This is a genomic window from Kutzneria viridogrisea DSM 43870 (assembly GCF_000525635.1).
Classification (GTDB): Bacteria; Actinomycetota; Actinomycetes; order Mycobacteriales; family Pseudonocardiaceae; genus Kutzneria; species Kutzneria viridogrisea.
Window position 1 is genome coordinate 4,688,371 of sequence record NZ_CP007155.1, and the last position, 19,824, is coordinate 4,708,194.

Here is a 19,824-nt window from a genome sequence, read left to right on the forward strand (position 1 = left end):
CACGCGGGTCTGAGGTGGCGCTTCGATGAGGTGGTACCCGAGCGAACGACATGGAACGGGACCACCATGGAGGCAGCTGAGCGCGTGTGCGCACGCATCGAGGTGTACGGCCGCGTGCAGGCGGTCGGCTTCCGACCGTGCGTCTACCGGTTGGCCACCGAGCTCGGCATCGACGGATTCGTGCGCAACGCCGGTGGGCACGTGGTGATCTCCGCGTCCGGCTGCCGCCAGAACCTGGACGAGTTCGTCGCCCGGCTGGAGCGGACCGCGCCGCCGCACGCGCGGATCGACCGCGTGGACGTCACTCCGGATCCCTCGACGCACCTCGGTGCGGGGTTCGCCATCGCGGGCAGCAGCGTGGACCACAGCGCCGGTACGGTCACTCCCGACCTGGCCACCTGCCAGGACTGCCTGCGCGAGCTGTGGGACCTGGCCGACCGTCGCTACCGATATCCGTTCGTCAACTGCACGAACTGCGGGCCGCGCGCCACAATCATGACAAGCCTGCCCTACGACCGGAGCAGGACCTCGATGCGCGGTTTCTGGATGTGCGCGCGATGCACCACCGAGTACCACGACCCGGGGAACCGGCGGTTCCACGCCGAGCCGATCGCCTGCCCGGACTGCGGACCACAGCTGGCCTGGGACACCGCACGCGGCGAGGACGCGCTGGGGGCCGCGATCGTGGCCGTGGCCGACGGCGGGATCGTGGCGGTCAAGGGCATCGGTGGGTACCAACTCGTCTGTGACGCCACTGACGATCAGGCGGTACGGCGACTGCGTCGGCTGAAGGCCCGTCAGCGCAAGCCGTTCGCCGTGATGACGGGATCGGTGGCCGAAGCCCGACGACTGACCCCGCTCACCGAGCCCGAGGCCACCGTCCTGGCCTCGGCGGAGGCGCCCATCGTGCTGTGCGCGGGAACGTCTGCGCGGCTCGCTCCTTCGGTTGCCCCCGACGTGGCCGAGTTGGGGCTGTTCCTGCCCACCAGCCCGTTGCACCACCTGCTGTTGGCGGGCCTTGCCCGGCCGCTGGTCGTCACCAGCGGCAATGTGGCCGGCTCACCGATCGTCATCGACGACCTCGCGGCCACCACCGAGCTCGGTCCGTTGGTGGACGGCGTCCTGCGGCACGATCGCCCGATCTGGTCCCGCTGCGACGACTCGGTGGCAAGGGTTGTGTCGGGTCGTACCACACTCCTGCGCCGTGCCCGGGGATACGCTCCGGACTTCCTCCGGCTGCCCTGCGCGACCACCGCGCCGGTGCTCGCGGTCGGGGCACAGCTCAAGCACACCACCACGCTCGCGGTCGAGGACCGCGCCTACCTCGGACCGTACCTGGGGGACCTGGAGAACGCGGAGACGCTGGCCGCCTTCGAGCGGGGGGTGGCGCGGACGCTGCGCCTGCACCAGGTCAGTCCCGAGTACTGCGCGTGCGACCTGCATCCTCAGTACCTGTCGACCAGGTTCGCCGAGCGGTGGCCGGCCGGCCGGCGAATTCCGGTGCAGCACCACCACGCCCACGTCGCCGCGACGGCCGCGGAGCACGGGGTGGACGGCCCGTTCATCGGTATCGCCTACGACGGGCTCGGTCTGGGCGAGGACGGCACGTTCTGGGGCGGCGAGATCCTGCTGGCCACGTTCCGCGAGCACCGTCGGGTGGGGCGGTTCGGTCTGGCGCCGATGCCGGGCGGGGCAGCGGCCATCCGCCGACCGGCTCGGATGGCGCTCGGCTACCTCTACGGGGCGGAAACCCGCGCCGAGCCGCTGCACGCCGCGGAGGCGGCGGTGCTGCTGGACAGACTCGACCCGATCGAGGTGCGCGGCATCCGGTCGGCGGTTGGCAAGCGGCTCAACTGCCCGGTCACCTCCAGTGCTGGCCGGCTCTTCGACGCCGTGTCCGCGTTGCTCGGAGTATGCGACAGCGCCAGCTATGAAGGCGAGGCGCCGGTGCTGCTGGAGGCGGCCGCCGCCGGGCATCCCGACGGCAAGGTGCTGCACTGGTCGCTGCGCAGGCAGGAGGACCTGTGGGTCTTCGACCCGGTACCGACCCTGCGCCACTTGCTCCAGGCAGCCATCGACGCGCCACCCGGGGCTGTCGCCGCTCGGTTCCACACCACCATGACCGAGGTGACCGTCGCACTGGCCGAGCAGGTCGCCAGCGACAGCGGCGTGCGCACGGTGTGCCTCGGCGGCGGGGTCTTCCAGAACCGGCGGCTGCTCACCCAGGTGCTCGACGGCCTGCGCGAGGTGGGACTGCACGGGCTGGTCAGCGCACAGGTCCCCGTCAACGACGGGGGCATCAGCTACGGCCAGGCCGCGGTGGCGGCGGCCCGGCTGGACAGGAGGTGAGCACGGATGTGTCTCGGAATCCCCGGTCGCATCGTCGAGATCCAGCCGGACGGCCGCGCGATGGGAACCGTGGACTTCGACGGCGTGCGGCGCTCGGTGTGCCTGGCCTACACGCCCGAAGCACGGCCCGGCGACTACGTGGTCGTGCACGTGGGCTTCGCCATCAGCACCGTCGATCCCGATGAGGCGGCCCGCACCCTCGCGGTGATCCGGGCCATCCCGGACGCCCTGGCCGCCGAACTGGGGACGGCATGAGGTACCTGGACGAGTACCGCGACCCCGAGCTGGCCCGGCGACTGCTCGACGAGCTGCACCGGACGGCGACCAGGCCCTGGACCATCATGGAGGTCTGTGGTGGCCAGACGCACACCATCGTGCGCCAGGGCATCGACGAGGTGCTCCCGGCTGGTGTCCGGATGATCCACGGACCGGGGTGTCCCGTGTGCGTGACCCCGTTGGCGGCCGTGGACAAGGCGCTTGCCATCGCCGCGCGGCCGGAGGTGATCTTCACCAGCTACGGTGACATGCTGCGGGTTCCAGGCTCACACGGCGACTTGCTCGGGCTGCGCGCCCGAGGCGCCGACGTGCGCGTGGTGTACACACCACTGGACGCGGTGCGCCTGGCCGAGCAGAACCCAGGGCGGCAGGTGGTGTTCTTCGCGGTCGGCTTCGAGACGACCGCTCCGGCCAACGCGATGGCGGTGCTGCGCGCGGCCGAGGCCGGGTTGACCAACTTCAGCGTGCTGGTCAGCCACGTGCTGGTGCCGCCGGCGATCACAGCGATCATGGACTCCCCGGACAACCAGGTGCAGGCGTTCCTGGCTGCGGGGCACGTGTGCGCGGTGATGGGGTGGACCGAGTACGAGCCCATCGCCGTGCGCTACGGCGTGCCGATCGTGGTCACCGGTTTCGAGCCGCTGGATCTGGTCGAGGGCATTCTGATGGCTGTGCGCCAGCTCGAACAGGGCCGCGCCGAGGTGGCGAACCAGTACGTGCGTGCCGTGCGCCGCAACGGAAATCAGGCCGCGCGGGAGGTGATGGCACGGGTCTTCCGCGTAACCAGGAGAACATGGCGGGGTATCGGCACCATTGACCACAGCGGGCTCGCGCTCACCGAGCGGTTCACCGCCTTCGACGCGGACCTGCGCTTCGCCACCGCCGAGCTCAGCGTCGCGGAGAACCCGCAGTGCATCGCGGGCGAGATCCTGCGCGGTACGAGGCTGCCCACTGACTGCCCCGTCTACGGCACGGCCTGCACGCCACGCACACCACTGGGCGCTCCGATGGTGTCCAGCGAGGGCACCTGCGCCGCGTTCCACAACGCCGGCCGCACCCGAATGTCCACTGTGGAGGAATGATGAGTGGTGATCCGCTCGCGGCGACCTGTCCGGCTCCCACCACGGAGCACGAGCGTGTGCTGCTTGGCCACGGCTCCGGCGGCCGGCTCATGGCCGAGTTGATCGACCAGGTGATCGCGACCGAACTGGGTGTGACCGCGCCGCCGGAGGACGCGGCCCTGGTCGGGATCGCCGACCTGGACCTGGTGTTCAGCACCGACGGCTACGTGGTCACGCCGAGGTTCTTTCCCGGCGGCGACATCGGGTCGTTGGCCGTGCACGGCACCGTGAACGACCTCGCGATGCGCGGCGCCCGCCCGCTCGCGCTGAGCCTGGCCTACCTGGTTGAGGAGGGACTGCCGATCGAGGAGTTGCGCCGCGTGACGCGCTCGGTCGCCCGGGCCGCCGCCGAGGTCGGGGTCCCAGTGGTCACCGGCGACACCAAGGTGGTCGGCAGGGGGGCCGCGGACGGCTTGTACGTCACCACCACCGGGCTGGGGGTGCGGCTGCGCGAAGCCTACCCGTCGGCGGGATCCGGTCAGCCCGGCGACGTGGTGCTGGTGTCCGGCCCGCTCGGGCAGCACGGCATGGCGGTCCTCGACGCACGGGCGGAGCTGGGCATCGACAGCGGGATCATCTCCGACAGCCGGCCGCTGCACCGCCTGGTCGCCGCCATGATCGAAGTCGGCGGGGCCGCGGTGCACAGCCTGCGCGACCCCACCAGGGGCGGGTTGGCCAGCGCGCTGAACGAACTGGCGGCCGCCTCGGGTGTTGGCGTCGAGCTCGTGGAGCAGCACCTGCCCGTGTCGGCTCAGGTCGCCGCCGCCTGCGAGCTGCTGGGCCTCGACCCGCTGCACGTGGCCTGCGAGGGCTGCCTGGTCGCCTTCGTCGCCCCCGAGGCAGCGGATCGAGTGCTGACCGCGATGCGTGCCCTGCCCGAAGGTGAACAGGCCCGCCGCGTGGGAGTGCTCACCCAGGGCCCGGTCGGCCGGGTGCTGGCCCGGACGCTGATCGGTTCCCACCGGGTGGTGGACATGCTCGTCGGCGAACAGTTGCCCCGGATCTGCTGACTCACGACAGGGAGCGGACCGATGAGTCACCGCGCACGTCAACTGCGGGTCAGCGCGTTGGCCAGGGTCGAAGGAGAAGGCGCGCTCAACGTAGTGCTGCACGAGGGCGCGGTGGAACGAGCCGAACTGCGGATCTACGAACCACCCCGGTTCTTCGAGGCGCTGTTGAGGGGCCGCGCGTACACCGAGCCCCCGGACATCACCGCCCGCATCTGCGGCATCTGCCCGGTCGCCTACCAGCTCAGCGCCTGCCTGGCCATCGAGGACGCCTGCGGCGTGGCGGTGTCCACCGAGGTCGAGGCGCTGCGCAGGTTGCTCTACTGCGGCGAGTGGATCTCCAGCCACGCCCTGCACGTCTACCTGCTGCACGCGCCGGACTTCCTCGGCTATCCCGACGCGATCGCGATGGCCGCCGAGCACCGGGACACGCTGGAACGTGGCCTGGCGCTGAAGAAGGCGGGCAACGCCTTGCTGGCGGCCATCGGCGGACGGGCCATCCATCCGGTCAACGTCCGGGTGGGCGGCTTCTACCAGGCCCCGACTCGCGCCACGCTGGCGCCGGTCGCCGAGCAGCTGCGGTCCGCCCTGGACACCGCTCTGGCCACGGTCGACTGGGTCGCCAGCTTCGAGTTCCCCGATCTGGAACTGGATCACGACCTGCTGGCGGTACACGCGGAGAGCCAATACGCGATCACACGAGGCCGGCTGCGCTCGAGCAGCGGCCTGGACTTCCCGGTCGCCGAATTCCCCGACCACGTCGTGGAACACCAGGTACCCCACTCGACCGCGCTGCACGCCGAGCTCGACGGACACCGCTACCTGACCGGCCCACTGGCCAGGTACACCCTCAATTTCGAGCAACTTTCGCCGATCGCCCGGCAGGCCGCCACGGCGGCGGGCTTGGGGTCCTCGTGCAGAAATCCTTTCCGCAGCATCGTGGTGCGCGCGGTGGAGCTGGTCTACGCCGTGGACGAGGCACTGCGGTTGCTCTCCGAGTACGAGCCGTTCCAACCGGCCCACCACCCGGTGCCACCCCGCGCGGGGATCGGCCACGGGGTCACCGAGGCGCCGAGAGGCGTGCTGTACCACCGATACGGCATCGGGACCGACGGGCTGGTCACCACGGCCACGATCGTGCCGCCCACCTCGCAGAACCAGGCCGCGGTGGAAGCCGACCTCCGTGCGTTGGTAGCGGCGAACCTGGCTTTGCCAGATGAGCAGCTGACCCCGTTGTGCGAACGGGCGATCCGCAACTACGACCCGTGCATCTCGTGCTCGGCGCACTTCCTCGACCTGACTCGGACCGAGCGGTGAACGTCCTGATCGGGGTGGGCAATCCCTACCGTCGCGATGACGGGGTCGGGCCGTTGGTCGCCGACCAGGTCGCCCGCAGGGGCGGCAACGCGGTGCAGTCCGACGGCGAACCCGCAGGCATGCTGCTCGCGTGGGAGAACGCCGATCTGGCGATCGTCGTCGACGCCGTCGTCTGCGAACCGTCGACTCCCGGCCGCGTCCATCGCACCAGCGTCGACGAGTTGCCCCTGGCCGGTGGCGCACCCAGTTCGCACGGCCTGGGCATTCCCGAGGCCGTCGCGCTCGGCCGTGCGCTCGGCCGGATGCCGGCCCGGCTGGTGGTCCTGGCCGTCGAAGCCGCCGACATCAGTCTCGGGACGGGCTTGTCGCCCGCTGTCGCCGCTGCCCTGCCCGCACTGGTGAGCCAGGCGATGGCCGAACTGTCCGGTGGCAGGGCGTTTGGTCCCTGCTGACGGGACGGGGTTCGCTCACCACTGCCGCCCGATCGGACCACCGAGCACTGTGGATGCCCTGGCGGGCGAAGCGGACGTTCGGAAAACGCGCCGCGCTATGGTGTCGTTCCTCGCCCAGTACCAGGACACGGTAGCTCGCATATCAGAGCAACGGCCCCGGAGTCAGCGGTGTCTCCTGCTCGGTCGCCGGTGTGGCCTGGTCCGGCGCCACCGGACTGGGGATGACTACGATCGGGCAGGACGCGTGCCGCAGGCAGTACGTGCTGACCGAGCCCAGCAGCTTCTCGGTGAGCCAGCCGTGCCCGTGCCTGCCGACCACCAACAGGTCGGCGTTCCGAGCCTGCGCCACCAGTGCCTTCTGGGGCCACCCGTCAACGAGCACCTCACGTACCGGCACCCGGGATGTCCTGCCGCAGACCTGCTCGACAGCTTTGCTCAGCCGCTCGCCCTGTTCAGCCATCGCCTCGTCGGGCGACTTGTAGGCCGACCCAAGCAGCGGCGGATCGGTCTGCCAGGCGGTCACGGCCTCCACGGCGCCGTCGATCCGCTCGGCCTCCGCCACCGCCCAACGCAGCGCGGCGAAACTGGCCTGCGAGCCGTCAACCCCGACAACGATCTTCCTGACACGCATCAGGAGGCCTCCTTCACTTGTCCAGCAGGGGAGGAGGCAGCTCCGCGCTGTCGCCGCCTCGACCAATCGGCGAGGAGCTCGGTGAGCGTGCGGCATTCCGATCTCTGCCTGGCGAGCCAGTCGGCCCCCTGGAACGGCGAGGACTGGGCCCACTCCGGCATCACGTCGCTCCAGGATCGTGTGCTACCGCCTCCTGGTAGGCAGATTCCCAAGCCGCTGCACCGTCGGGCGAACCGTCCGCGCCGACCACGACCGTGCCTGCCATCTCCGCACTCCCTCGACTGCCCACCGATCCACGGTCGGTCGCGCAGCGTGATCGCTTCTCTCCTCATTCCCAGTCTGTTCGGACCGCGCTGCCGCCCCTAGGGTCCCGGTCCCTTGCTGTGCAGGGACTTCTGCCCCGCCGCGCGGGCCAGTGAATCGGTACAGCCCTACGACCCGAGGACTCTGGTCCGTATCGCCCAACGCCGACTCGGCGAGTTGGTTCACCGCATGACCACGGCCGATGCCCGGCCGGTCCGCACTCGTGGTCGTGAAGGCAGTCGCAGCGCGGATTCAGTGGGTAGCGGCGTGCGTTCCCGCACACGCCGTACCTGAGGTCGCCCTACAGTGCACCGAGCCAGGGTGGACTTTCGCCTCTGTAGCCCTCGTGCGGGAGGGCTGGACACTCGTTGCCGGGGAGTGATGCCCTGGGAGGCTGATCATGCCAACGACGAAAGCGTCCGTCTTCGATCACGCGGTGCAGGCCGCGAACGAGTGGGTGCGCGATGTGGCCAGCGAGTTCGACACCGACGACCGGAAGTTCGCCTACCGGGTCCTTCGCGCGTGGCTGCACACCCTGCGTGACCGGCTCACGGTAGAAGCCAGCGCGCACTTCGCCGCGCAACTGCCCGAACTGCTGCGCGGAATCTATTACGAGGGGTGGGATCCCAGTTCGGTCCCACAGCGGTACGACGCCAGCGCCTATGAGTCGCGTTTCGCGCGGGATGCCAACATCTCCCTGCAGGACGTGCACCGCGCGGCACCGGCGGTGACAGCGGTCGCGCAGCGCCATCTATCCCCAGGTCAGGTCAGCAAGGCACTCGACCGGTTGCCGGACGGCATACGCGCACTGCTGCGGCCGCAGGTGTAGCGATGCGCTCATGGGGGAGCAGAGGACCGCTCACTTCTCGGTCGACGGTGTGCACAAATCGCGCCAGACGGCGGGATGGGCATCTTCATTGAGCGGTTCGGCAGGCTCTGGTTCACGCACATAGCCTGGCCGGTGTCGGCGACGAGACCCCGCTTGACACGATCCAGGCGGAGTTCGCCCCCGCTGACCACGCTACGTTCGCCACTCACGATGCGGTCATTCCAAGCGGCGACAACCAGGTCACCACGCAGCCGTCGTGGTCCGCGCGGGTGATCGAGGGCCTCGTCCTCACCGATGCGCAGCACCTGCTGGAGATCGGTACCGGCCTTCGGTGTCCAATCGATCGGCCCTGGTGGCCAGGAAGAGGTCGTCCTATTCCAACTCACCCGGTTTGTCCAAGTACCCTGCGCCGTTCAAAGTCGCTCGCGGGACCATGGTTGATGACAAGGGCACCAGCAGATCCGCACTGCGCCCGATCCAGTTGATCGCTGGCGCTCTGGCTGCTGTCACCGCCGCGCTTCTCGGCTCTCTGTTCGGTGTCGCCGGCACAGTGATCGGCGCTGGTCTCGCCAGCCTGGTCTCGGCGGTCGGTGCTACCGTCTACCAGCACTCACTGGATCGTGCATGGCAATCACTGCGTTCGCGGCAGGCGCCGCGACCTGGTTCCAGTGATTCCGCAGACCGACCTGCGCTGGACAAGCGCTTGTCAGCCATGATGCCTGAACCGATCAACATACCGACGGGCAACGGATGGCGCGGGCACCAGTGGCCGACACTGATCGTTCTGGCCGTAGCGGCGTTCGTGCTGGGTATGGGTTTGTTGACCGGCGTGGAGTTGCTCCATGGTGGCCCGATCTCCGGAGGCAACGCGGGGACCACGGTGGGCAGTCTGTTCGGGCGGCCCACGCAGCGCCCAACCCAAACGCGAACTCCGGGCCCGACCAGCACACCGAACCCATCACCGACAACCACGACGCAAGCAAGCAGCACCCCGGCCAGGTCCACCACAACGACGGCGTCAGCCTCCACCGCCCCGTCGACGACCAGCAACGGCAGCGTTACGACGGCCCCGACGGACGTGGCGACCAGCACTCCAACTGCGGGTCGCCACCCGTGATCAACGCTATGGGCAACCAGCCTGATGCCCGCTGAAGACCAACGACTTCCGGCATGTCCGGGTCAGGACCTTAGGCACTGCGGCTGTTCGGCTCAGAGTGAGAGTGTCCTAGCCGAGGAGGTCTCATGCACCGGGTGGAACCGATCTCGCCTCAGGACGTGCAGGTAGCAGTCGGCAAGGCGATACCCGAGGACGTCGTGCAGTACGCGCGGGACAAGGTTGCCCGCGTGACCCGGCGCGTCCGATATCGCGTTCTGTACGCCAAGGTGAGACTGACCACGCATCGCGATCCCGCCGTGGCGCGGCCGGTCGTAGCCCAGGCGACCCTCGATATCAGCGGAAGAATCGTGCGCGCCCAGGTCGAAGCGCCGACCGCGCGGGAGGCGGTGGACCTGCTCGAGACAAGACTCGCCCACCGGCTGGAACGGATCGCCCAGCACTGGGAGGCCAGGCGCGGCAGGATGTCCACCCCTGTGGCCCACGAGTGGCGGCACGACACTCCGCGCACATCCCGCCTTACCTACTTCCCCCGGCCAGCGGGTGAACGCGAGATCATCCGCCACAAGTCCTACACGCTGTCCAGGATCGGTATCGACGAGGCCGCGTTCGAGATGGACATGATGGACTACGACTTCCACCTGTTCACCGAGGCCGGAAGCGAGCAGGACAGCGTGCTCTACCGGACGGACCCCACCGGGTACCGGCTGGCCCAGGTCAACCCGGCGCCCCGCGAACACCTGACTCCCTTCACCGTGTCACTGACCATAAGCGACCAGGACGCGCCGGTGCTGAGCACGACCGAGGCCATCGACAGGCTCGACCTGTCGGGCCAGCCGTTCGTGTTCTTCCTCGACGCCGAACACGCGCGCGCAGGGGTGCTCTATCGCCGCTACGACGGGCACTATGGCCTGATCACGCCAGCCGAGTAGGGGAAGCGATGACCACGCCGATCACCCCCACCACTCAGCACACCCTCACCGAGCTGCCGCGGACCGGCCACCAGGTCGCCTCGGTCTACACGGTTCCAGCTGTGGCGGCCTCCTTCGCGGCCGACACCGGATGGCAGGCGTGCTGGCACATCGATGTCACGCTCGGGCACCACACCGGCGATCAGGTACCGATCTGGATTGACGCCAATGGTGAGCTCACCAGTGCGCCACTGGCACCGGACGACGCATACGCGCGCGCTGAACTGGTCCTGTACGGGCGGTACCGGCTGCCGCGCTGGCCCCTCAACCGCTGGCGAGACTGACAGTGGACTCGGGAGTGGCGCCGCACCGACATTCGGTGGAAGCAGGGGAGGTTCTCGGTGGCCGCTGGTGGGGAGGAGTTGGCGATGAGGCGGTGGACCCGCAAACAGCGGGCTTGGCTGGTCGCCCAGGTGCGGCGTGCTCCGATGCTCTCCCAGGAACCGCCCTGGCTGCTGGAGTTCGATGGTCGGGCAATCGACTTGGTCGACCACGGCGGACACGAGCGGCACGACAGCGCGGGCTTGGACCGGTTGTTGTCCTGTGGTACGACGCTGGCCGAACTCGTCTGTGCGCTGCAGGGCATGGGGTTTCAGGCGGAGATCGAGTTCGATCCCGACCCGTTGCGGTCCGACCTGGTGGCCAGGGTCGTTCCGCATCGCGTTACGTCACCAGCGCTGCCCGACTGTCTGCGAACGGCCCGGCTGGAGTTGGTCACCGACCAGCAGCAGACCGCGTCCCTGGCCCGGCTGCTGCTCGACGTCAGCAGGCAACTGGACGGTGACCGCCGCTGCGCCGCTGAGATCGCGCCCTGGCACAAGCCCTCGGTGCAGGCGCTCGTACCCGCGCGGACGCGACGCCTCGTGCCGCCATACGACGACGCGGTGCGCGCTGTCGCGGCCAGGCTGTTCGCCCACCCGATGATCATCGTGGTCACCGATGGTGACGATCGGCGTGACCACGTGCTGGCGGGAGCCGCCATGGGGCTGGCCGAACGACAGGTGCGTCAGCAGGGCGTGCGCCTGCGCCCGGTGATTCGGCCGATGCACCTGCGTGAGATCAGGCTGCGACTGATGGCCGAACTGCGACTCGACGGGGTGCCCCAAGCCATGTTCGGCGTCGAGCGGTGAGGAGGCTATCCACAATGGATGATCTTGGTCTTCGGCCAGTCAGGGTATGAAGTCCTGGTGTCTTCAGGGCGCATGCCACTGGTCGGCTGGGCGGGCGGGTCCTACCGTTGAACCTGCGGGATATGGAGGCCGCGATGAACCAGCGAAAGATCGAGAACGTGATGACTGCGGATGTGGCGACGGTTCAGGAGGGCCCCTCCCACAAGGACATCGTGCGCGTGGGTATCGCCGGAGTGGTTGCGACGCGACTGGGAACGTGACCGTTTCGAGGCTACGACCGCTGGTGAGTTGATGACCGCACTCGCCTGCACGATCGGTCCCGGAGCAACGGTGGTCGAGGCCGCCAGGCTGCTCGGCATCCTCAGTTGGCGCGACGTGCTCAGTGTCTTCTCCCGCAAGGACGAGGGCACGTGGCGGAGATCGTCCAGGGCGTCCTTGAACGTGAACTCGGCGTGGTGACCCTGCACGGGGAACTCGAACCCAAGAGCAAGACCCGCTTGGCGGAGACGCTCACCAGCAGGGTCAACGGCGTAGTCGACACACAGATCCATCTCACCGATCCGATGCTTGTCACCATTACCCGCGAGCCACGACCGGGCAACCGATCGCGTGCGATCGCGGAGGCAACCGGTTTCGGGAAACACTTGCAGCACAGGGCACAAGGCGTTCTCGGGAGGTCGCCAGATGACCGGGACAGGTTTCGGTCCGCACTCGCTCGCACTGGCCGGCGGCACCTTTGCGGTCGCGCTGGTCCTCGGCACACCGAGTTCCGCTGCCGTCGCTACGGCGACCAGGACACCGGTGGAGACTTGCGCCACGAGCAGTCTCAGCATCGTCCTCGGTGAGGGCAACGGTGCCGTGGGGCACTTCTACCGGCCGATCGTCCTCACCAACATCAGCAACAACCCATGCGGCATCACCGGCTACCCCGGCGTGTCCTACGTCGCCGGCGGTGACCGCCACCAGATCGGTGATGCCGCCTCCAGGGAGGCAGGTCCGAAGCCGGAGGTGGTGCTCCAGCAGGGGCAGTCGGCGCTGGGGTGGCTGAACCAGGTGAACGTCGACAACTACGACTTCACAGCCTGTGAGCCAACCCCGGTCGACGGCCTGAGGGTGTACCCGCCCGACAACACCGAATCGGTGATCCTGCCCGTACCGCACGCCCGGGGGTGCACCAGGCACATGTCCGGCCAGAGCCAGCTCACGGTCGCCCCGATGCGCAGCGCATATCCGTGAGAGCACGCCTTCCCCGACGGCAGGCGGGTGACGTGGATTCGCCAGCAGCGAGGTGCTGGTCAGCGGAAGCCTCGGCCCAGGTGCTCCGGGGCCTTTCGCCTCTTCGCACCCTGGTGCGGGTGCGGTCGGATGGACTGGCAAGGCAAGCAGGCGAGGAACACCTGGACGGGACACCCCATGGCTGACCGACGCGATCTGAACCAACTCGGGCTGAACGCCGGCAAGAAGGCTCGCTTGCACCGCATCCTGCACCACCACGGACTGCGCAACGGTACGGCGCTCTTCCTTCCTTATGACCAGGGGCTGGAACACGGTCCGCGCGACTTCTTCGCCAACCAGGAGGCCAGCGACCCGCACTACGTGCTGCGGCTGGCCGTGGACGGACACTTCAACGGTATTGCCATCCAGATCGGGCTCGCCGAGAAGTTCTACTGGGACTACGCGGGCGAGGTACCGCTGATCCTCAAGCTCAACGGCAAGACCGACATCCCGCCGTCCGACCATGCGCTGTCCCCGCTGCACGCCGGCGTCGAGGACGCCGTGCGGCTCGGCGCCGACGCGGTCGGGTACACGCTGTACGTCGGCACTCCTGCACAGAGTGAGGATTTCGCCCAATACCGGCAGATCAGGGCCGAGGCACAACGAGCGGGCATGCCGTTGGTCGTGTGGGCCTATCCGCGGGGGAGTGCGGTGGGCGCCAAAGGTGGGCGGAGCTCCTTCTACGCCGTTGACTATGCTGCCCGCACGGCCAGCGAACTGGGCGCTGACATGGTGAAGGTGAACTTTCCACACCCGGAGATGCGCACCGGGGTTCCGCCCTCCTACGACGCGGAGTTCAGCGCGCAACAGGCCATTGACGCTGTCGTGCGGTCGGCGAACAGGACGCTCCTGCTGGTCTCCGGCGGAGAACGGGCAGGGGACCAGGCCATGCTCGACAAGGCTCGAGCCTCGATCCGGGCGGGCGCGACCGGACTGATCTTCGGCCGCAACGTGTGGCAGCGTGGGCTCGCGGAGTCACTGCGGTTCGTCGAGCGGCTGCACGATGTCCTGTCAGAGGCGAAGCCGCGAGCTGGCGCGACCGACCCTGCTCGATGACGTGCAGCACCAGGCGGTCCGGCTCCGACAGGACGGCAGGCAGCGGGCTGAACGGTTCGTCCGAGATGCCGCCCGGTGGGTCGACAGCTGGTGGGGACTGCGTAGCAGCCCTGCGCGTGGAGGAAGCCGTTAAGGAGCAGGCAACGTAGGCTGAGCGCATGCCCGGGATCTGACCTCGACCGACAGCGGGGCGGAGGGGCCTTGCTGGGCCGTGACAGCAGGCCCTACATACCAGCTCGGCGTGGTGGCCACTGCTTGGTTCAGGCTTGCCACGAAGCGAGTTGACCTCGTTGTTGAACGCGCGATTGCGATGGTCCAGGTGCCGCCAGGTCAAGCCGGGCGTCTGTGCTCGCACCATCGCCCAGTGCGGCGCCGATCTGCTGGAGCAGAAGGCCGTGGCATCGCGCTCGGAGCAGTGTCGCCTGGACATTCGCGGCACGCACTGAACCGTAGTCGGAGAACAGGAGCACACCGAAGGCGGTGCGGCACCGATGGACGATCGAGTACCGGGCGAAGTGATCAGCCTGGCCCGTCAGGGACGTCTACTCGCGCGGCGGTATGCCTACTCGAAGCGGTACTTCAGCGATGGGAAACAGTGACCTTCGTCCCTGTGCTCCGCCACCGATTCTCGCGATGCTCGAAGGTGGGAACTGGAGGTGACCAGCGATGGCGGAAGTCATTCACGAGAAGGGATGCTCCGCAGCACCGCACAACCTCACCGACTACGACACCGCCCGACGGCAGTTCTCCTGGCCGATCGCGCGGGGCTGGCTGGCTGGCCTGCCCGGGGGCCGCGGGCTCAACATCGCCCACGAGGCGGTGGACCGCCACGCCGCTGGCACGCCCGATGCTGTGGCACTGCGCTGTCGTGGCCGTGACGACCGGACAACACTGATCAGCTACGGGCAGTTGCGGACCGCGACCAACAGGTTCGCGAACGTGTTGCGCCAGCTCGGTGTCGGCCGGACGGATCGCGTCTTCTCCCTACTTGGCAGGGTGCCCGAACTGTATATCGTCGCAATGGGCACACTGAAGAACACCAGTGTGTTCGCCCCGTTGTTCGCGGCATTCGGGCCGGAACCGATCAGAGAACGGCTGCGGCTGGGCGATGCGCGCGTCCTGGTCACCACACCGGAGTTGTACCGGCGAAAGGTGGCGGCACTGCGGGCGGAGCTGCCGCACCTCGAGCACGTTCTGCTCGTCGGAGGCGAGGCGGTACCCGGCACGATCGACATGGCATCGGCTTTGATGTCGGTCGGCGAGCAGTTCGTGATTCCACCAACCGATCCCGAATTGATGGCTTTGGTGCATTTCACCAGTGGTACCACGGGAATGCCCAAGGGTGCCGTGCACGTACACGAGGCGGTGGTCGCGCACTACGCCACCGCGAAGCTCGCCCTGGACCTGCATCCTTCGGACGTCTACTGGTGCACAGCCGATCCCGGCTGGGTCACCGGGATGTCGTACGGGGTCATCGCGCCGTTGACCCATGGGGTCACCACGATTGTGGACGAGGGCGAGTTCGATCCGCGGCGCTGGTATCAGATCCTGCAGGACGAACGGGTCACTGTCTGGTACACCGCACCCACGGCACTGCGCATGCTGATGCGGCACGGAGCCGAGCTGGCCAGCAGGTACGACCTCTCAGCGCTGCGGTACGTCGCCAGCGTCGGGGAACCCCTCAACCCCGAGGTCGTCGTGCGGGCCCAGCAGGTGTTCGGGTTGCCGGTCCACGACAACTGGTGGCAGACCGAGACCGGGGCGATCATGATCAGTAATTTCGCCGCGATGGACATCCGCCCTGGATCAATGGGGCGACCGCTGCCCGGTGTCGAGGCGGCCCTGCTGCGGCGCGGCGGCGACGGGCGTGCCGCGGTCGTCGACGACCGGGTGCAAGTGATCACCGAAGCGGACACGGTCGGCGAGATCGCGCTGCGCCCCGGTTGGCCTTCCCTGTTCCGCGCCTACCTGCACGACGAGCGGCGTTACGCCAAGGCGTTCGCCGACGGCTGGTACCTCAGCGGGGATCTGGCCCGCCGTGACGCCGATGGCTACTACTGGTTCGTCGGCCGCGCCGACGACGTGATCAAGTCTGCGGGCCACCTGATCGGTCCGTTCGAGGTGGAGAGCGTCCTCATGGAGCACCCCGCCGTCGCCGAGGCCGGTGTCATCGGCAAACCGGACCCGGTGGTCGGCGAAGTGGTCAAGGCTTTCGTGTCCCTGCGACCCGGGTACAACCCGAGCGAGCAGTTGCGCACCGAGCTGATCGCCCTCGGGCGACGCCGACTCGGCGCGGTGGCACCCAAGGAACTCGCCTTCGACCAACACCTGCCGCACACCCGCAGCGGCAAGGTCATGCGCAGGCTGCTCAAAGCCCGCGAGCTGGGTATGCCAGAGGGTGATCTATCCACAGTGGAGGGCCCGGGATGAGTTCCACCGAGACCCAGCCGGAGGACACACCGATCGACCACCGAACCGACCTGCTGCGACAGATGCTGCGCATCCGCCGGTTCGAGGAGCGCTGCGCGGAGCTGTACAGCGCGTCGAAGATCCGCGGATTCCTGCACCTCTACGTCGGCGAAGAAGCAGTGGCGGTGGGAGTGACCCACGCACTGAGCGAGGACGACGCACTGGTCTCGACCTATCGGGATCACGGTCACGCACTCGCTCGTGGAGTTCCGATGGACGCGGTGATGGCCGAGATGTACGGCAAGGCGACCGGGTGCAGCCGGGGGCGCGGCGGGTCGATGCACCTGTTCGACGTGCGACGCCGTTTTTACGGTGGCAATGCCATCGTGGCCGGTGGCCTGCCGCTGAGTGTGGGACTGGCTCTCGGTGACGTGATGGCCGGAAGGCGACGGGTGTCCGCGTGCTTCTTCGGCGACGGTGCGGTGGCCGAGGGCGAGTTCCACGAGTGCCTGAACCTCGCCGCGCTGTGGCAACTGCCAGTCCTGTTCTGCTGTGAGAACAACCTGTACGCGATGGGCACCGCCCTCAACCAGGCACAGGCGGTGACCGACCTCGCTCTGCGCGCCAGCTCCTACGGCCTGACCTCGTGGCCTGTGGACGGAATGGACGTGGTAGCGGTTGCACAGGCCGCACAGCGTGCCGTCGAGGGAGTGCGTGCCGGAGCCGGACCGTGTTTCCTGGAACTGCGCACCTACCGCTTCCGCGCGCATTCGATGTACGACCCGGATCGCTATCGGGACAAGGAAGAGATCGAGCGCTGGAAGCAACGCGATCCCATCGACGGCTTGGCTGCCGACCTGCGCGCCCACGGTGAACTCACCGACGATGAGCTCTCTGGGATCGAGGAGGGCATCAAGAAGGAGCTGGACCAGGCCGTCGCCATGGCGGAGACCGCGCCGGTCGAGCCGGTCGAGGACCTGACTCGGTTCGTGTACGCGGAGCGGCCGCGATGACCACCACTCGGAAGACCACTTACCGCGAGGCCGTGCGGGAGGCGCTGCGCGATGCGCTCACCCGGGATGAGCGCGTGTTCCTGATGGGGGAGGACATCGGCCGCTACGGTGGCTGCTATGCGGTGAGCCTCGGCTTGATCGAGGAGTTCGGGCCCGAGCGTATCCGCGACACCCCACTGTCAGAATCGGCATTCGTCGGCGCCGGCATCGGCGCTGCCCTCGTCGGCATGCGGCCCGTCGTGGAGATCATGACGGTCAACTTCAGCCTGCTCGCACTCGACCAGATCGTCAACAACGCCGCGACCATGCCGCACATGTCCGGCGGCCAGTTCAGCGTTCCGCTGGTGATCAGGATGACCACGGGGGCTGGCCGGCAGCTGGCAGCCCAGCATTCGCACAGCCTTGAGGGCTGGTATGCGCACATCCCGGGGCTACGGGTGGTTGCGCCGGCCACGGTGGCCGACGCGAGAGGAATGCTGTGGACGGCGCTGTGTGACCCGGACCCCGTACTGATCTTCGAACACGCCTCGCTCTACAACACTGCCGCCACGCTCGCCGAACAACTGGCACCGGTGGATATCGACCATGCCGCGGTCCGGCGAGCCGGTACCGACGTCACCGTGATCACCTACGGCGGAACCCTGGCCAAGTCGCTCGAGGCGGCAGAGGAGGTGGCCGCCGCCGGCGTCGACGCCGAGGTGATCGACCTGCGGGCACTGCGTCCGCTGGACGACGCGACGATCATGGACTCGGTGCGCCGCACCCATCGGGCGGTGGTGGTGGACGAGGGCTGGCGCAGCGGCAGCCTCGCCGCCGAGATCAGCGCCCGGATCACCGAACAGGCATTCTACGATCTCGACGCCCCGGTGGAGCGGGTCTGCACCGTCGAGACGCCGATTCCCTATGCCCAGCACCTCGAACGGGCGGCCCTTCCCCAGCAGTCGGACATCGTCGCCGCGGTGCGCCGGGTGGTGGCCGGAGGTGGCTGACTTCCTGATGCCCTCGCTCGGCGCTGACATGGACGAGGGAACGCTGACCCAGTGGCTGGTGAAACCGGGCGACACCGTTCGCAGGGGAGATGTCGTCGCCGTGATCGACACCGACAAGGCCACCGTCGAGGTGGAGTGTTTCGACAGCGGCGTGGTTGAGCGGATCATGGTGCCGCAGGGCGAGCGGGTGCCGGTGGGCACACCGTTGGCCACGATCACGACCGAGCCGGCTCAACTTCCGCAACCCGCTGCTCCACGGCCTCCGTGTCCGCCAGCGCTGGCAAGCCCACCGGTACGCGAGTACGCCAAGCAACTCGGGGTCGACCTCGCGTCAGTATCGGGCACCGGCCGCAACGGTGCGATCACCAGGGCGGACGTCCGCCGCGCCGCACCGGTGGTCACGCCCGAGCCCCGCGGCGCACCCGCCGCACAGGTGGCCACGCCCAAGGCCGTAGAGGGTGGCCGAACCCAGGTCACGCCCTACGCACGCCAACTCGCCAAGCAACTCGGAGTCGACCTGGCGGCCCTGACCAGCGACTCCACGGGCACGCCGGTGCGGGCGGCACAGGTCCGAGCCGCCGCGACCCACCAGCCATCGACATCGGGTGAACCGACCACCCAGTCGCCCCAGGAACCGGACCGGTTGACGGCCATGCGACTGGCCACCGCACGCCTGATGGCCCGATCGAAGCGGGAGATCCCCCACTACTACCTCAGCACTGAGATTGACATGACCAGGGTCAACGCGCTGTTGCGCGGGCGCAATCTGGAACTGCCCGTCGAGGACCGCGTCCTTGCCGCCGCGGCACTGCTGAAGGCAACCGCGGTGACAGCCAGGAGGGTACCCGCGTTCAACGGTCACTGGCTCGACGACCAGTTCGCGCCCGGCACAGCGGTCCACCTCGGGGTTGCGATCTCACTGCGCGGCGGCGGCCTGATCGCGCCGGCCATCCGCAGCGCCGACGAGCTCGACCTGGCGGAACTGATGCGAAGGCTGGGGGACCTGGTGCGGCGAGCCCGCAGCGGGCGTCTGCGGGGCACCGAGCTCACCGACGCGACCATCACCGTGACAAATCTCGGCGACCTGGGCGTGGAGTCCGTGCACGGGGTGATCTACCCGCCTCAGGTCGCACTTGTCGGCTTCGGCAAGCTCAGCGAGCGCCCATGTGCGGTCGACGGTCTGCTCGGTGTGCGGAGCATGGTCACCGCGACCCTGTCCGCAGACCACCGGGCCACCGACGGCCATACCGGCGCCCGGTTCCTGAGCACGCTCAACGAGTTGCTGCAACGACCGGAGGTGTTGTGACCCCAGAACAATCACGTGAGATCGTCGTGGCGGAACTGCTGCGTGTCGGGCCAGATGCCGAGATGGACGGCCTCGCGCCGGACACTGACCTGAGAAGCGCGCTCGAACTCGACTCGCTGGACTTCCAGAACCTGGTGGCCAACCTGAGTCGCAGGACCGGGCTGCGCATCGAGGAAGAGGACTACGAGCAAATGTCCACGCTGGACCGGTGTGTCAGCTTCCTGGTTGGTCGAAGCCAGCAGGGACACAGTTAGTGGCTGCTTCGGAACATGTGGC

At 68.4% G+C, this 19,824-nt stretch carries 21 protein-coding genes; 20 read left to right on the forward strand and 1 reads right to left on the reverse strand.

Annotated features, from left to right (window positions below; translation table 11 throughout):
* The first annotated feature begins 66 nt into the window (after window positions 1-66).
* Genes hypF through KALB_RS20555 form a run of 6 tightly spaced genes read left to right on the forward strand, consistent with a single transcriptional unit; the run spans window position 67 to window position 6,522 of the window.
* Entirely contained in the window at window positions 67-2,349 is a 2,283-nt protein-coding gene (hypF, locus tag KALB_RS20530) for a carbamoyltransferase HypF (protein WP_025357594.1), read from the forward strand.
* A gap of 6 nt (window positions 2,350-2,355) precedes the next feature.
* Window positions 2,356-2,604 (forward strand): HypC/HybG/HupF family hydrogenase formation chaperone, encoded by a 249-nt coding sequence (locus KALB_RS20535; RefSeq protein ID WP_025357595.1) that lies wholly within the window; start codon window positions 2,356-2,358, stop codon window positions 2,602-2,604.
* On the forward strand, window positions 2,601-3,707 hold the full coding sequence (gene hypD, locus KALB_RS20540) for a hydrogenase formation protein HypD (RefSeq protein ID WP_025357596.1): 1,107 nt from the start codon (window positions 2,601-2,603) through the stop codon (window positions 3,705-3,707). Before KALB_RS20535 ends, hypD begins: the two co-directional genes overlap by 4 nt.
* Window positions 3,707-4,756 (forward strand): hydrogenase expression/formation protein HypE, encoded by a 1,050-nt coding sequence (gene hypE / locus KALB_RS20545; RefSeq protein ID WP_201771950.1) that lies wholly within the window; start codon window positions 3,707-3,709, stop codon window positions 4,754-4,756. The genes hypD and hypE overlap by 1 nt, the downstream gene beginning before the upstream one ends.
* Window positions 4,757-4,777: 21 nt before the next feature.
* Window positions 4,778-6,070 carry a Ni/Fe hydrogenase subunit alpha gene (locus KALB_RS20550; RefSeq protein WP_025357598.1) on the forward strand — a complete coding sequence of 431 codons (1,293 nt, stop codon included), beginning with the start codon at window positions 4,778-4,780 and terminating at the stop codon, window positions 6,068-6,070.
* Window positions 6,067-6,522, forward strand: a complete 456-nt coding sequence (locus KALB_RS20555; RefSeq protein WP_025357599.1) for a hydrogenase maturation protease — start codon at window positions 6,067-6,069, stop codon at window positions 6,520-6,522. The genes KALB_RS20550 and KALB_RS20555 overlap by 4 nt, the downstream gene beginning before the upstream one ends.
* A gap of 142 nt (window positions 6,523-6,664) precedes the next feature.
* On the opposite strand, the gene KALB_RS20560 is transcribed toward KALB_RS20555, so the two are convergent.
* Window positions 6,665-7,153 (reverse strand): universal stress protein, encoded by a 489-nt coding sequence (locus KALB_RS20560; protein ID WP_025357600.1) that lies wholly within the window; start codon window positions 7,151-7,153, stop codon window positions 6,665-6,667.
* 739 nt (window positions 7,154-7,892) lie between these two features.
* Here KALB_RS20560 and KALB_RS20565 point away from each other — a divergent pair.
* The 14 genes from KALB_RS20565 to KALB_RS20615 all read left to right on the forward strand — a co-directional run bounded on the left by KALB_RS20565 (window position 7,893) and on the right by KALB_RS20615 (window position 19,802).
* Entirely contained in the window at window positions 7,893-8,285 is a 393-nt protein-coding gene (locus KALB_RS20565) for a DUF2267 domain-containing protein (protein ID WP_236650299.1), read from the forward strand.
* 433 nt (window positions 8,286-8,718) lie between these two features.
* The gene (locus KALB_RS46610) at window positions 8,719-9,402 is read left to right on the forward strand and encodes a hypothetical protein (protein WP_148309548.1); all 684 of its coding nucleotides are present in this window, start codon (window positions 8,719-8,721) and stop codon (window positions 9,400-9,402) included.
* 125 nt (window positions 9,403-9,527) lie between these two features.
* Window positions 9,528-10,331 carry a sigma 54 modulation/S30EA ribosomal C-terminal domain-containing protein gene (locus KALB_RS20570; RefSeq protein WP_025357602.1) on the forward strand — a complete coding sequence of 268 codons (804 nt, stop codon included), beginning with the start codon at window positions 9,528-9,530 and terminating at the stop codon, window positions 10,329-10,331.
* A gap of 8 nt (window positions 10,332-10,339) precedes the next feature.
* Window positions 10,340-10,654 (forward strand): hypothetical protein, encoded by a 315-nt coding sequence (locus KALB_RS20575; protein WP_025357603.1) that lies wholly within the window; start codon window positions 10,340-10,342, stop codon window positions 10,652-10,654.
* 84 nt (window positions 10,655-10,738) lie between these two features.
* Window positions 10,739-11,500: a hypothetical protein gene (locus tag KALB_RS20580; protein ID WP_025357604.1), complete on the forward strand. Its 762-nt coding sequence runs from the start codon at window positions 10,739-10,741 to the stop codon at window positions 11,498-11,500.
* Window positions 11,501-11,634: 134 nt separating this feature from the next.
* Entirely contained in the window at window positions 11,635-11,760 is a 126-nt protein-coding gene (locus KALB_RS49870; RefSeq protein ID WP_268872261.1) for a hypothetical protein, read from the forward strand.
* Window positions 11,761-11,791: 31 nt separating this feature from the next.
* Window positions 11,792-11,959: a CBS domain-containing protein gene (locus KALB_RS46615; protein ID WP_148309549.1), complete on the forward strand. Its 168-nt coding sequence runs from the start codon at window positions 11,792-11,794 to the stop codon at window positions 11,957-11,959.
* A 225-nt stretch (window positions 11,960-12,184) separates the two neighbouring features.
* Entirely contained in the window at window positions 12,185-12,736 is a 552-nt protein-coding gene (locus KALB_RS20585; RefSeq protein ID WP_025357605.1) for a DUF4232 domain-containing protein, read from the forward strand.
* A gap of 129 nt (window positions 12,737-12,865) precedes the next feature.
* Entirely contained in the window at window positions 12,866-13,831 is a 966-nt protein-coding gene (locus KALB_RS20590; RefSeq protein ID WP_236650300.1) for a class I fructose-bisphosphate aldolase, read from the forward strand.
* 666 nt (window positions 13,832-14,497) lie between these two features.
* Window positions 14,498-16,261, forward strand: coding sequence for an acetate--CoA ligase (acsA, locus tag KALB_RS20595; RefSeq protein ID WP_025357607.1), 1,764 nt, complete (start codon window positions 14,498-14,500; stop codon window positions 16,259-16,261).
* A 62-nt stretch (window positions 16,262-16,323) separates the two neighbouring features.
* Window positions 16,324-17,253, forward strand: a complete 930-nt coding sequence (gene pdhA, locus KALB_RS20600; RefSeq protein WP_236650301.1) for a pyruvate dehydrogenase (acetyl-transferring) E1 component subunit alpha — start codon at window positions 16,324-16,326, stop codon at window positions 17,251-17,253.
* Complete coding sequence (locus KALB_RS20605; protein WP_025357609.1) at window positions 17,250-18,242, forward strand: alpha-ketoacid dehydrogenase subunit beta; 993 nt, start codon at window positions 17,250-17,252, stop codon at window positions 18,240-18,242. The genes pdhA and KALB_RS20605 overlap by 4 nt, the downstream gene beginning before the upstream one ends.
* Window positions 18,235-19,548, forward strand: a complete 1,314-nt coding sequence (locus KALB_RS20610) for a dihydrolipoamide acetyltransferase family protein (RefSeq protein ID WP_025357610.1) — start codon at window positions 18,235-18,237, stop codon at window positions 19,546-19,548. The genes KALB_RS20605 and KALB_RS20610 overlap by 8 nt, the downstream gene beginning before the upstream one ends.
* Before the next feature lie 26 nt (window positions 19,549-19,574).
* The gene (locus KALB_RS20615) at window positions 19,575-19,802 is read left to right on the forward strand and encodes an acyl carrier protein (protein WP_236650302.1); all 228 of its coding nucleotides are present in this window, start codon (window positions 19,575-19,577) and stop codon (window positions 19,800-19,802) included.
* Window positions 19,803-19,824 lie beyond the last annotated feature (22 nt).

Excerpts from the sequence above, each read along its gene's own strand:
- hypF (WP_025357594.1), top strand. The coding sequence starts at position 67 with ATGGAGGCAGCTGAGCGCGTGTGCGCACGCATCGAGGTGTACGGCCGC.
- KALB_RS20535 (WP_025357595.1), top strand. The coding sequence starts at position 2,356 with ATGTGTCTCGGAATCCCCGGTCGCATCGTCGAGATCCAGCCGGACGGC.
- hypD (WP_025357596.1), top strand. The coding sequence starts at position 2,601 with ATGAGGTACCTGGACGAGTACCGCGACCCCGAGCTGGCCCGGCGACTG.
- hypE (WP_201771950.1), top strand. The coding sequence starts at position 3,707 with ATGAGTGGTGATCCGCTCGCGGCGACCTGTCCGGCTCCCACCACGGAG.
- KALB_RS20550 (WP_025357598.1), top strand. The coding sequence starts at position 4,778 with ATGAGTCACCGCGCACGTCAACTGCGGGTCAGCGCGTTGGCCAGGGTC.
- KALB_RS20560 (WP_025357600.1), bottom strand. The coding sequence starts at position 7,153 with ATGCGTGTCAGGAAGATCGTTGTCGGGGTTGACGGCTCGCAGGCCAGT.
- KALB_RS46610 (WP_148309548.1), top strand. The coding sequence starts at position 8,719 with ATGGTTGATGACAAGGGCACCAGCAGATCCGCACTGCGCCCGATCCAG.
- KALB_RS20570 (WP_025357602.1), top strand. The coding sequence starts at position 9,528 with ATGCACCGGGTGGAACCGATCTCGCCTCAGGACGTGCAGGTAGCAGTC.
- KALB_RS20575 (WP_025357603.1), top strand. The coding sequence starts at position 10,340 with ATGACCACGCCGATCACCCCCACCACTCAGCACACCCTCACCGAGCTG.
- KALB_RS20580 (WP_025357604.1), top strand. The coding sequence starts at position 10,739 with ATGAGGCGGTGGACCCGCAAACAGCGGGCTTGGCTGGTCGCCCAGGTG.
- KALB_RS49870 (WP_268872261.1), top strand. The coding sequence starts at position 11,635 with ATGAACCAGCGAAAGATCGAGAACGTGATGACTGCGGATGTGGCGACG.
- KALB_RS46615 (WP_148309549.1), top strand. The coding sequence starts at position 11,792 with ATGACCGCACTCGCCTGCACGATCGGTCCCGGAGCAACGGTGGTCGAG.
- KALB_RS20585 (WP_025357605.1), top strand. The coding sequence starts at position 12,185 with ATGACCGGGACAGGTTTCGGTCCGCACTCGCTCGCACTGGCCGGCGGC.
- KALB_RS20590 (WP_236650300.1), top strand. The coding sequence starts at position 12,866 with ATGGACTGGCAAGGCAAGCAGGCGAGGAACACCTGGACGGGACACCCC.
- acsA (WP_025357607.1), top strand. The coding sequence starts at position 14,498 with ATGGCGGAAGTCATTCACGAGAAGGGATGCTCCGCAGCACCGCACAAC.
- pdhA (WP_236650301.1), top strand. The coding sequence starts at position 16,324 with ATGCTGCGCATCCGCCGGTTCGAGGAGCGCTGCGCGGAGCTGTACAGC.
- KALB_RS20605 (WP_025357609.1), top strand. The coding sequence starts at position 17,250 with ATGACCACCACTCGGAAGACCACTTACCGCGAGGCCGTGCGGGAGGCG.